Origin of the sequence: Maribacter sp. (genome assembly GCF_039968975.1) — a bacterium.
Classification (GTDB): domain Bacteria; phylum Bacteroidota; class Bacteroidia; order Flavobacteriales; family Flavobacteriaceae; genus Maribacter.
In genome coordinates this window covers 1-12460 of sequence record NZ_JBDVOT010000198.1, presented here as the reverse complement: position 1 = coordinate 12460, position 12460 = coordinate 1, and the positions used below count along the sequence as shown (strand labels likewise).

At 34.5% G+C, this 12460-nt stretch carries 12 protein-coding genes and 1 pseudogene; 6 read left to right on the top strand and 7 right to left on the bottom strand.

The window, feature by feature from the left end; all coding sequences use genetic code 11:
- From ABJI11_RS13640 to ABJI11_RS13620, 5 genes are all read left to right on the top strand, one after another.
- The coding region (locus ABJI11_RS13640) for a MotA/TolQ/ExbB proton channel family protein (protein WP_348353264.1) at window positions 1-411 on the top strand (411 nt) is incomplete at its 5' end.
- Between the two features lie 25 nt (window positions 412-436).
- Window positions 437-868, top strand: coding sequence for a hypothetical protein (locus tag ABJI11_RS13635; RefSeq protein WP_348353261.1), 432 nt, complete (start codon window positions 437-439; stop codon window positions 866-868).
- Between the two features lie 16 nt (window positions 869-884).
- On the top strand, window positions 885-1508 hold the full coding sequence (locus tag ABJI11_RS13630; RefSeq protein ID WP_348353258.1) for a biopolymer transporter ExbD: 624 nt from the start codon (window positions 885-887) through the stop codon (window positions 1506-1508).
- 22 nt (window positions 1509-1530) lie between these two features.
- Entirely contained in the window at window positions 1531-2013 is a 483-nt protein-coding gene (locus ABJI11_RS13625; protein ID WP_076547258.1) for a biopolymer transporter ExbD, read from the top strand.
- 77 nt (window positions 2014-2090) lie between these two features.
- Complete coding sequence (locus tag ABJI11_RS13620; RefSeq protein WP_348353255.1) at window positions 2091-2759, top strand: porin family protein; 669 nt, start codon at window positions 2091-2093, stop codon at window positions 2757-2759.
- On the opposite strand, the gene ABJI11_RS13615 is transcribed toward ABJI11_RS13620, so the two are convergent.
- The 6 genes from ABJI11_RS13615 to pyrH form a co-directional block, all read right to left on the bottom strand.
- Window positions 2754-3359, bottom strand: coding sequence for a hypothetical protein (locus tag ABJI11_RS13615; protein ID WP_348353252.1), 606 nt, complete (start codon window positions 3357-3359; stop codon window positions 2754-2756). The genes ABJI11_RS13620 and ABJI11_RS13615 overlap by 6 nt on opposite strands.
- Window positions 3359-4816: an RNA polymerase factor sigma-54 gene (gene rpoN, locus ABJI11_RS13610; protein ID WP_348353250.1), complete on the bottom strand. Its 1458-nt coding sequence runs from the start codon at window positions 4814-4816 to the stop codon at window positions 3359-3361. Before rpoN ends, ABJI11_RS13615 begins: the two co-directional genes overlap by 1 nt.
- Before the next feature lie 38 nt (window positions 4817-4854).
- On the bottom strand, window positions 4855-6288 hold the full coding sequence (gene asnS / locus ABJI11_RS13605) for an asparagine--tRNA ligase (protein ID WP_348353248.1): 1434 nt from the start codon (window positions 6286-6288) through the stop codon (window positions 4855-4857).
- Between the two features lie 90 nt (window positions 6289-6378).
- The gene (locus ABJI11_RS13600; RefSeq protein WP_348353245.1) at window positions 6379-8769 is read right to left on the bottom strand and encodes an efflux RND transporter permease subunit; all 2391 of its coding nucleotides are present in this window, start codon (window positions 8767-8769) and stop codon (window positions 6379-6381) included.
- Window positions 8770-8900: 131 nt separating this feature from the next.
- The gene (gene frr / locus ABJI11_RS13595) at window positions 8901-9455 is read right to left on the bottom strand and encodes a ribosome recycling factor (protein ID WP_276491938.1); all 555 of its coding nucleotides are present in this window, start codon (window positions 9453-9455) and stop codon (window positions 8901-8903) included.
- Window positions 9456-9500: 45 nt separating this feature from the next.
- Complete coding sequence (gene pyrH / locus ABJI11_RS13590; protein ID WP_276491939.1) at window positions 9501-10208, bottom strand: UMP kinase; 708 nt, start codon at window positions 10206-10208, stop codon at window positions 9501-9503.
- A gap of 143 nt (window positions 10209-10351) precedes the next feature.
- Between pyrH and ABJI11_RS13585 the strand changes: the two genes are divergently transcribed.
- Window positions 10352-12235, top strand: a complete 1884-nt coding sequence (locus tag ABJI11_RS13585; protein WP_348353242.1) for a peptidase M61 — start codon at window positions 10352-10354, stop codon at window positions 12233-12235.
- 82 nt (window positions 12236-12317) lie between these two features.
- On the opposite strand, the pseudogene ABJI11_RS13580 reads toward ABJI11_RS13585, so the two are convergent.
- Window positions 12318-12460: pseudogene (locus ABJI11_RS13580) on the bottom strand (elongation factor Ts); the annotation flags it as partial.

Sequence of the window (12460 nt, the reverse complement as noted above, 5' to 3'; positions counted from 1 at the left end):
AAAGGACCTGTTGCTTCTATATACTACCAAGGTTTGGATAGAGCTGGTGAGAGTATAGAGTCTGCTGAGAAAGCTGTTGTAGCTTATGGTGGTGTTCAAATGGGTCAATTAGAGAAAAACGTTTCTTGGTTGTCTTTATTTATCGCTATTGCACCAATGCTTGGTTTCATGGGTACGGTAATTGGTATGATTGCAGCCTTCCAAAAAATTGCAGCTGTAGGTAACTTAAGTGCATCTCTTATTGCAGGTGATATTCAGGTTGCATTATTAACAACTGTATTTGGTCTTATTACGGCTATTATCCTTCAAATTTTCTATAACTACATTATCGCTAAAATTGATAGCATCGTTAATGATATGGAAGACTCTTCGATTACTTTAATCGATATGTTGGTAGATCACAAAAAATAAGTATCACTTTTAATACCTAAAAATTATGCAAAAAATTATTAAAATAGCATTAATTGCTATAGGTGTATTAAGTGCTATACTATGGTATTTATTACCAAGTTCAGATATGCCGGCAGCTGAGGCTGCTTCAAGTGGAGCTTTGAACACAATGTTTATTATTACGTACCTTTTGTTAGGGATAGCTGTTGTAGTAAGTTTAGTGTTTACTTTAAAAAACTTGTTTTCAAACCCACAGGGTCTTAAAAAGACTTTGTTCGTAGTAGGTGGTTTTTTATTAGTAGTTGGAGTTTCTTATGTATTAGCTAGCGGAACGGATGTTGATCCTGAATTCGCTGCTATGTCAGATGAAGGTACTATAAAGAATATAGGAATGGGATTGAATGTATTTTTTATTCTTACTATAATCGCTGTATTATCTCTGATTATACCAGCTGTTAAAAACATGTTTAGTAAATAAATAAAATAAGAAAACTATGGCTAGAAGAGCAGGAGCACCAGAAGTTAGTGCGGGTTCAATGGCGGATATAGCTTTCCTTTTACTTATCTTTTTCTTGGTTACTACAACTATTGAAACAGATGCAGGATTGGATCGTATGTTACCACCAATGGAGCCACCTACGGAAGCACCACCAATTATTAAGCAAAAGAACATTTTTACGGTTAATATTAACCGAAATGGTCAATTGTTGGTGGAAGATGAGATTCTTTCGATAGATAAATTGCGTGAAAGAGCAATGGCGTTTTTAGATAACGGTGGAGCACCATCAGGAAGTCCTGATTATTGTAGCTACTGTAAGGGGAAACGTAATGCTGAATCTTCGGATAACCCGGCAAAAGCAATTATCTCTTTGAAGAATGATCGTGAAACAAAGTATAGTACATACATAACAGTTCAGAATGAATTGGTAGGTGCATACAACGATCTTAGAAATAGAGAAGCTAAACGTTTATTCGGTAAAGAATATGTAGAGATGGAAGCTGAGTATTTAAATCCTGAAACTGAAGATTCTGTTAAAGAAGAATTGAAAGAGAAGGTTCAAAGAATACAAGGTTTGTTTCCGCAGAAATTATCTGAAGCTGAAACTTCAAGTGAATAATTAATAAATTAAAAGTAACACTATGTCAAAATTTGCAAAGAAAAAAGATGGAGAGGTACCAGCGGTATCAACAGCTTCCCTTCCTGACATTGTATTTATGCTTTTGTTTTTCTTTATGACGGTGACCGTTATGAAGGATAGTTCCTTGAAAGTTGAAAACGTACTTCCGAACGCTAGTGAAGTAAAGAAATTGGAGAAGAAAGATCGTGTAATCTATATATATGTTGGTAAGCCAACTAGAGAATATGAGAAAACTTTTGGTACTGAACCAAAAATTCAATTGAACGATAAATTCGCAAGTCCTTCAGAAGTTGGTGATTATATTTTAATGGAAAGAGCTAAAAAGCCTCAAGAAATACAAAATGTATTGACCACCGCACTTAAGGTTGATAAGAACGCTAATATGGGATTGATATCCGATATTAAACAAGAGTTAAGAAAGGTTAACGCTTTAAAGGTAAATTATACTACCTATGAAGGTGATGCTTTCAATAATCTACAATAGTTAGTTAAGTAGAATATTACATTTTCAAAACGCTTCAAATTTATTTGAAGCGTTTTTTATTTCATTAACTTTACTTCATGCGTTTTGTTCTATTATTTTTTTTAGTCTCAGTTTATTCTAATGCACAGGTAGTAACTGACAGTATTAAGGATTCACGGTATTTTGAAGATCAATTTTACATAGGCTTATCCTACAATTTTATTTTAAATAATCCGGAGGGTTCTAATCAACGTAACTTATCTTATGGTCTACAAGCCGGTTTAATTAAAGATATTCCATTAAATAGAGCAGGAACTAAAGCTATAGGCATAGGGACAGGCTTAGCATTGAATAGCTATTACTCAAACTTGGTGGCTGATATATCTGATGAAGTGATATCTTACAGTATTAATGATGATATTACAAGAAGTAAATTAGAAACTCATTTAATAGAGTTTCCGTTGGAGTTTAGATGGCGAAATTCTACAGAGGAGGAATATAAGTTCTGGCGTATTTATGGAGGTATAAAAGCGGCTTATGTGTTAGGAGCCAGATCAAAGTATGATCTAGATGATATTAGTGAAGGGTTTAAAAATACGGACCTGACTAAATTTCAATATGGACTTACTTTAAGTTTTGGGTATAATACCTTTAACGTGAATGCCTATTATTCTTTAACCGATTTGTTTGATGGGAATGCTTCTGTAAATGGGGAAGTTTTGCAATATAGACCTCTAAGAATCGGACTTATTTTTTATATTTTATAACCAAAACCTTACCGTTAATAATTGAGACAACAGTCCTATAAATAGGCCTATTATTACTTCAATAGTAGTATGTGCTCTTAGGTATAGTCTGGCAGTGATGATACTTCCTGTAAATAAAATAAACAAACTGATGGCAATGATCAGGTTGATTTCAAAGTGAATACTTAAGTTAATCAAATACATTAAAAGTCCACTTACGCCAACAGTATGTAAGCTAGTTTTGAAATTAAATAACAACAATAAAATACAGGTTATAGTTGCTCCTAATAGTCCTGTAAAATAAAAGTATAGTTCACTTACATAATTGTTTGGAATGACCTTGTAGAGGATTAAAAGAAGAATTGAAGCATGAATGTAAAGAGGATATTTTCTTTCTTGTATAGTATGGAGTGATACTGATTGAACCAACCCTAAATTCTTCAATATCAAAAAGGTTATTATTGGAATAACCACCGTCAATATAAAAATGGGTAGAATACTAGCACTCTGAATTTCAAGCGGTGTGTATTTGGGTGTTATTAAAAAATAAGCAACAGTACCGCCAATAGGTATAAATAATGGATGAAGAATGTATGAGATTAAATTTGAGAAAACCTTCATTAGATTTCTTTTCTCATACGTGCAACAGGAATACTAAGTTGCTCTCTGTATTTGGCTACTGTTCTCCTTGCTATAGGGTAACCCTTCTCCTTTAAAATGGCAGCTAGCTTGTCATCTGTTAATGGTTTTTTCTTCGTCTCGTTTTGGATAACTGTTTCTAGGATTTTTTTAATCTCTCTTGTAGAAACATCTTCACCTTGCTCGTTTTTCATAGACTCGGAAAAGTACTCTTTAATGAGTTTAGTGCCATAAGGCGTATCTACGTATTTGCTGTTAGCTACTCTGGAAACTGTAGAAACATCCATTCCAATTTCATCAGCAATATCTTTTAGGATCATTGGCCTTAGATTACGCTCATCTCCGGTTAAGAAATACTCTTTTTGGTATTGCATAATAGAGTTCATTGTAATGAACAATGTCTGTTGACGTTGTCTAATAGCGTCTATAAACCATTTAGCAGCGTCTAATTTCTGCTTTATGAACATTACGGTGTCTTTCTGAGACTTGCACTTCTCTTTGGCTTCTTTGTAGCCTTTAAGCATGTTGCTGTACTCTCTAGATACATGTAATTCTGGTGCATTTCTGCCGTTAAGTGTCAATTCTAGTTCGCCTTCTGTAATTCTAATGGCGAAGTCAGGTACAACGTGCTCAACAATTCTGTTATTCCCCGAATAAGAACCACCTGGCTTAGGGTTCAATTTTTCAATTTCTCCTATAGCTTCTTTTAGTTCGGCCTCGGTAATATTATGTTTTTGAATTAGTTTTTGATAATGCTTTTTGGTAAAGTGCTCAAAAGACTTTCTAAGGATATCGGTTGCAAGTTCAATACTAGGTGTTATTTCTTTACGCTCTAGTTGTATGATCAAACACTCTTCTAAAGATCTAGCGCCAACTCCTGGTGGGTCTAACTCTTGAACTATGTCCAGTATTTTATTGATGGTTTCTTCGTCTGTGTATACATTTTGCGTAAAAGCCAAATCGTCCATAATATCGGCAATCGGTCTACGTATGTATCCGCTTTCATCAACACTGCCTACTAAGAATTCTGCAATGTTCCATTCATCATCAGAAAGATAAACGGTATTAAGCTGATTTAATAAATGCTGATTGAATGAAATACCTGCAGCATAAGGAACACTTTTTTCCTCATCGTTAGAACTATAGTTATTTGCCTTCGTACGATAATCAGGAATTTCATCATCACTTAGATAATCATCAATATTGATATCTTCCGTATTGATGGTTTCATTATCCGATGCATCATCGTAAAGGTCATCATAGTCATCTGTAGTACTTTCAACATCTTCTTTACCGGTCTCTAAAGCCGGATTCTCCTCTAATTCCTGTTTTAGGCGTTGTTCAAATGCCTGCGTAGGCAATTGAATCAGCTTCATCAATTGAATTTGCTGGGGAGATAACTTTTGAGAAAGTTTAAAAGATAAATGTTGTTTTAGCATTACTTTATTCTAGTACTTGTAAAAGTAATTAAATCCGTTTAGAATTCTGCATTCTGCGGTGTTCTAGGAAACGGTATTACATCTCTAATATTGCCCATACCTGTTGCAAAAAGAACCAAACGTTCAAAACCAAGACCAAATCCACTATGTTCTGCGGTGCCAAATTTTCTCAAATCTAAATACCACCATAGTTCTTTTTCGTCGATGCCCAATTCTTTTACTTTCTCTTTTAGTACATCTAAACGCTCTTCTCTTTGAGAACCACCAACAATTTCGCCAATGCCAGGGAAAAGAATATCCATAGCTCTAACAGTCTTGCCGTCTTCGTTTAATCTCATATAAAAAGCTTTGATTTTTGCAGGATAATCAAACAATATTACCGGGCATTTGAAGTGTTTTTCTACTAAATAACGCTCATGTTCGCTTTGTAGATCGGCACCCCATTCTTCAATTATATATGAGAATTTTTTCTTTTTATTTGGCTTGCAATTTTTAAGAATATCTATAGCTTCAGTGTAACTTACTCTTTTGAAGTTGTTATCTGCTACGAATTTTAATTTTTCAATTAAAGGCATTTCGCTACGTTGAGCTTGCGGTTTGCTTTTCTCTTCGTCTAACAATCTCTTTTCTAGAAACTCTAAATCTTCTTGACAATGCTCTAGAGTATAGGATATGACATTCTTTATGAAGTCTTCGGCTAAATCCATATTAGCATCTAAATCAAAGAAAGCCATTTCTGGTTCTATCATCCAAAATTCAGCTAGGTGTCTAGATGTATTAGAGTTTTCAGCTCTAAATGTTGGTCCAAATGTATATACTTTTCCTAAAGCCATGGCGTAAGCCTCAGCTTCCAGTTGTCCAGATACGGTTAAATTGGTTTCTTTTCCGAAAAAGTCTTCCTTGTAATTAATATCACCATCTTCCGTTAATGGAGGATTTTTTTCATCTAACGTGGTTACTCTGAACATTTCTCCAGCACCTTCTGCATCTGATCCAGTAATGATTGGGGCATGAAAATAATTAAAGCCGTTTTCTCTAAAATAGTTGTGTATAGCAAAAGATAAGGTAGATCTAACACGCATTATTGCTGCAAAAGTGTTAGTACGTATTCTTAAATGTGCTTTTTCTCTAAGAAATTCTAAAGAGTGTTTTTTAGGTTGAATAGGATATTCTTCTGGGTCGGCTACACCTAAAACTTCCAGATCGGTTACCTGAATTTCTACAGATTGACCACGACCTTGACTTTCAACAAGAGTACCTGTTACTTTTAGTGCAGCACCTGTGTTTACTTTTTTTAATAATTCTTCATCAAAATTTTCAAAATCAACAACACATTGAATGGTGCCCAATGTTGAGCCATCGTTCAATGCTATAAATCTATTACTTCTAAAGGTTCTTACCCAACCTTTAATAGTTACTTCTTGTAGTAAGTTCTTACTTGCTAGTAATTCTTTTATTGTTGCTAAACGCATGATATTAGATTGAAAATTATAATCCCAAAGATAGGATTTTGTTAAAAATTAGAGGTCTTAAATAGCGATATAACTTGTGATGAAATAATTTTATGGATTATTATTTTCATCTTGTGGTAAAATATCTATTTGTGGTTTTTTAAGTGTTTGTTTGTTAGCGATACTCTTTTCTAATGACAAAAGTAAAGATGGCAACAAAATTAAGTTGGCAAGCATAGCCAATAACAATGTTGCTGAAACTAATGAGCCTAGTGCCACGGTACCACCAAAATTAGATATTACAAAAACGGAGAAACCGAAAAATAATACAATAGAGGTATAGAACATACTTACGCCAGTTTCCCTTAATGCATTATAAACTGATTTTTCTATACGCCAATTATTAGCTGTGAGTTCTTGTCTATATTTTGCGAGAAAGTGTATGGTGTCATCTACCGAAATACCAAAGGCAATACTAAAAACCAAAATAGTAGATGGTTTTATTGGTACACCAACAAAGCCCATTATACCTGCGGTGATAACCAATGGCAATAAGTTCGGAATTAAGGAAATTACAATCATTCTAAATGATCTGAATAGGTAGGCCATAAACAATGCAATGAGCCCTATTGCCAAAGCAAGTGACATGATAAGGTTTTTCACCAAATACTTGGTCCCTTTTAAGAATAACAATGCGCTACCTGTCATGTATACATTGTATCGCTCAGCTGGAAATATCTTAGCAATATTCTCCAATAACCGCCCTTCTATTTCTTCCATGCGGCTAGTATTGACGTCTCGCATGAACGTTGTCATTCTGGCGGTTTGTCCTGTACTGTCCACAAATGCTTTTAATAAATCACCGTTATCACCAGATTTACGGGCAACATCCATAATGAACGTGTTTTCTTGACTGGTGGGTAATTGATAGTATTTGGGAATTCCGTTATAAAAAGCCTGTTTGGAATATTTTACCAAATTTACGACAGAAACAGGTGTAGAAAGTTCTGGAATTTCTTCAATGACTTCACCAAGCTGGTTCATTCGCTTAAGGGTTACAGGTTTTAAAACGCCTTTAGGCGTTTTGGTGTCCACAACTATTTCTACAGGCATAATACCTTTGAACTCTTTTTCGAAAAAGCGAATGTCATGAAAGAATTCGGCATTCTTAGGCATGTCTTCAATAGGACTTCCTGATATTCTTATTTGATAAATTCCAATAATACTAATTACCAGTAAAGAGATAGAAACAATATATACCGTTATTCTTCTATGTCTTACAATGCGTTCCATCCATTGTACAAAAGCATCGATCCATTTTTTATTTAAATGTTTTAGGTGCTTTGTTTTTGGTAACGGCATAAAGCTATAAATAATAGGTATTATCAGTAGCGATAGTACAAATATGCCTAAGATATTAATTGAAGCTACTATACCGAATTCTTTTAATAACGTACTGTCTGTTACTATGAAAGTGGCAAAACCAGATGCGGTTGTAATATTTGTCATTAAAGTCGCATTTCCAATTTTAGAAATAACTCGTTGTAATGATAAAGCTTGATTACCGTGTTTCTTTACCTCTTGCTGATATTTATTGATCAAGAATATACAGTTAGGTATACCTATTACAATAATTAAGGGAGGTATAAGTGCGGTAAGAACTGTGATTTCATATTGCAACAAGCCTAGTAAACCAAAGGCCCACATAACACCTATGATTACTACACACATTGAAATTATCGTAGCTCGAATACTTCTAAAGAAAAAGAAGAAAATTAAAGAGGTAACCCCAAGTGCGGCTAATATAAATTTACCTATTTCGTCAATGATATTTTGAGAATTCATAGTTCTCACATAGGGCATACCTGAAATGTGAACGTCCAAATTGGTCTCCTCTTCAAATTTTTTGACCAAAGTGTTTATGTCTTGTAAAATGAAATCTTTTCTAACCGAGGTATTTACAATATCCTTGTCTAGATTAACAATAGTTCTTATTGTTTTACTTTCTTTATTGTAGAGTAGGTTGTCGTAAAAAGGAATATCATTAAACAGATGATTGGTAATACTATCTATTTCTTTTTTAGATTTTAGTTCGCCATTTATTAATGGGAGCATTACAAATTCTTGCTTCTCCTTATCTTTTACTAGCTCTTTTAAATTGTCTGTAGAAACAACAAATTCTACCTCTGGGAAAGCGGCTAGTTGTTTGCTTAGCTTGTTCCATCTGTTAAAATTGGTAGGTGTAAACAAGGCGCTATCGCGTATAGCGAAGACAACGGCATTACCTTCTTCTCCAAATTTGCTTAGAAAATCTTGATATTGAATATTTACCGGGTGATCATCTGGCAGTAAGTTTGTTTGCGAGCTAGAGAATCGCATATATTGCCATTGCCAACCCATAAAAACGGTAAAACCGGCAATCAAGAGTAAAATCAGGATTCTGTTTCGTAGAATTATGTTTGCCGTTTTAGGCCAAAATCCTTTCGTAAGTTTAGCTACCATAACTGTTTTTGCAGGTGGCAAAGGTAACTATTAGCTACATCTGTTCCTAAATTGAAAAGTTTAAATTTTTTACAAAAAAATAAAGCTACCTAATTTAGGTAGCTTTAAATTGATAATTATAAATATCTTGATTAGACTTTCATGATTTCAGCTTCTTTCTTGGCTAGGAAGTCTTCAATTTTCTTTGTGAAGGCGTCAGTTAAATCTTGAACATCTGCAGAGGCATTTTTTTGAAAATCTTCAGAAATATCTAAATCTTTAATTTCTTTGTTTGCATCTTGCCTTGCACTACGTACTCCTACTTTTGCATGTTCAGCTTCTGCTTTAGCTTGCTTAGTAAGTTGTATTCTTCGCTCTTCGGTTAATGGCGGAACGTTTATGATAATCATGTCGCCATTGTTCATAGGGTTAAAACCTAGGTTGGCGTTCATGATTGCTTTTTCAATTTCTTGAAGCATGTTTTTTTCCCATGGCTGAACAGAAATAGTTCTACCGTCTGGGGTGTTTACATTGGCAACCTGGGATAACGGAGTCTGTGATCCGTAATAATCAACCATTACCGATGATAACATAGTTGGACTGGCTTTTCCAGCTCTAATTTTCAAAAATTCACGTTCTAAGTGAGCTATAGCGGCATTCATGCCTTCTTTTGTAGCGTCTAAAACAAATTGTACTTCTTCGTTCATATAATAAGTATATTACTATCGCAATAACATAAACTATACCGAAAATTATAGGTTGACCGTTGTACCAATAGTTTGGCCATCAACAATTTTCAATAAGTTTCCTTTTTTGTTCATATCAAAAACTACGATTGGTAGTTCATTTTCTTGACTAAGGGTAAAGGCTGTAGTATCCATAACCTTCAGTCCTTTTGTTAATACCTCTGAAAAAGAGATATTGTCAAATTTTGTAGCACTTTTGTCTTTTTCTGGGTCAGCAGTATAAATGCCATCTACACGGGTTCCCTTAAGTATAACATCAGCTTCTATTTCAATAGCCCTTAATACGGCTGCAGAATCTGTTGTGAAATATGGGTTACCTGTTCCACCACCAAATATAACAACTCTTCCTTTTTCCAAATGCCTCATGGCACGTCTTCTAATAAAAGGCTCGGCAACTTCGTTTATTTTGATCGCACTTTGTAGTCTGGTTTGTATACCGTTCATCTCTAAAGCGCTTTGTAGGGCTAAACCATTTATAACCGTAGCCAACATGCCCATGTGGTCACCTTGAACTCTGTCCATACCGGTTGCTGCACCTGCTAAGCCACGAAAAATATTTCCTCCGCCAATAACTATGGCAACCTCAATACCTTTGTCAACTACTTCTTTAATTTCTTCCGCATATTCATTTAGACGATTAGAGTCTATTCCGTATTGCTTTTCACCCATTAAAGCTTCACCGCTTAGTTTTAGAAGAATTCTTTTATAGTGCATCTTAATTTTTTATTTGCCATCAAAAATAATGAAAATTTTTGATGGGTGTAGTCAATAATTAGTTGAAGCAAAACTTAAATCGTTAAGATGTTGTCGTATCATATTATCTATCTTTGATATCATTGATTTTTAAATATTCACTTATGAAGTTTTTTATGAAAAAAAATGTTTTAATTATTGCTTCAGCTTTGCTGTTAAATGCGTGTGGGGCAGGTAAGGCGTTGTTGTCAGTTGAAAACAGTCCTGTGGTAACCTCCATAGATTTGGTAAAAGTTGTTGATGACAAAGTTCAGGTTGGTATTAATCCTGGTGCATTTACTGTTTCAACTGTTATTTTTAGAATACCTAAGACTGTGCCAGGAACATATAGTTCTGATAATTATGGTAAGTATATAGAGGATTTTGAAGCTCTTGATTATAAGGGTAATGTTTTACCTAGTACTAAGCTAGACGATAACTCTTGGAGTATTTCAGGTGCTGTTCAATTAGATAAAGTTCAATATTGGGTAAATGACACCTATGACACTGAGGACGAAGTAGAAGATGCCGTTTTTTCTCCGGCGGGAACAAACATTGCAGAGGGTAGTAATTTCATGCTTAATCTTCACGGATTTGTAGGTTATTTTGATGGATACAAAGAAGTGCCTTATTCAATCCTAATCAATAAGCCTGCGGATTTAGTTGCTACGACTACACTTGCTCATGAGGCAGATAGAAAACCAGATCCTCTTTGGGATGCTTTTACAGCTAGTAGGTATTTTGAAGTAATCGATAATCCTATAATGTATGCAAAGCCAAATACAGAATCTTTTGAGATAAATGGTATTACCGTAACCTTAAGCCTTTTTTCGCCTAATAATGTCTACAAAGCGTCTGACTTAAAAGATAGAATGGTTGCTATGATGGGTGCTCAAAAGAAATTTTTAGGTGATGTTGATAGTACAAAAGAGTATAATATTTTATTGTATATGTCTGATAATACGGTGCCAGATGCTCATGGGTTTGGAGCGTTAGAGCATCATACTTCAACTGTTGTAGTATTACCTGAAACTATGGATATTGGTCGTTTAGAGCAAGCCATGGTTGATGTGGTTTCTCATGAGTTTTTTCATATAGTTACTCCGCTGTCTGTTCACTCTAAAGAGATTCAATATTTTGATTTTAACGACCCTAAGATGTCAGAACATTTGTGGATGTATGAGGGCACTACAGAATACTTCGCTAATTTATTTCAGATTCAGCAAGGTCTAATTTCTGAAGAGGATTTTTATGAGCGTATGCTAACTAAAATCACTAATTCAAAATTTTATGATGATAGTATGTCTTTTACGGTTATGAGTAAAAATATACTAGAACAGCCTTACGAACCTAATTATGCCAATGTATATGAGAAGGGGGCTTTAATAAATATGTGTCTTGATATAATATTGAGAGAGAAGAGTGGTGGAGAGAAGGGTATGCTTTGGTTAATGAAAGAATTATCTAAAAAATATGGTACTGATGTTCCTTTTGAAGATGAGGCTTTATTTAGTGAAATTGTTTCTATGACTTACCCGGAAGTCGATACTTTCTTTAAGGAGCATGTGATTGGTACTACGCCTATAGATTATGATAAGTATTTTGCTAAAGTTGGTTTAGCTACCAAAAATGTAGAGGAAGCTACCGGTTACTTTTTTGATGGTCAGGTTCCATATATGGATGTAGATGTGCAAAACGACAGTGTTGTGTTTATCCGTAAGAATATTCAGTTAAATTCTTTTTTTAATAATTTGAAGTTAAAGGGTGGCGATATTTTTAGGGTGATTAATGGTCAAGACATCAACTTGCAAACACTTCGTCCAATTATTGGAGAAAGCTTTGGCTGGACACCTGAAACTGTAGTTAGTATGACCGTTGAAAGAGATGGAGAAATGATTTCTGTAGAAGGACCTGTTGGGCAACCTGTTAAAATGGTTAGAAAGATAGCCGCTTTAGAATCTGTGTCAGATGAAACCATTAAGCTTCGAAATGCTTGGTTGAAGGATTAAAGGATATCTAAAGTTTTGAAAATAAAAAAACCGTCTACTTTTTACAGTAAGACGGTTTTTTATTGAGTTAGTTGTATTGTAATTAACCTACGGTTACACGTTTAAAACCTAAAACAGAAACATCTCCATGAGACTCAACATATTTTGCAACGTTGATTTTCTCATCTTTAATGAAGTTTTGGTCTAACAAACATTGTTCTTGATCCAAAGTAGTGTTATCAGAAA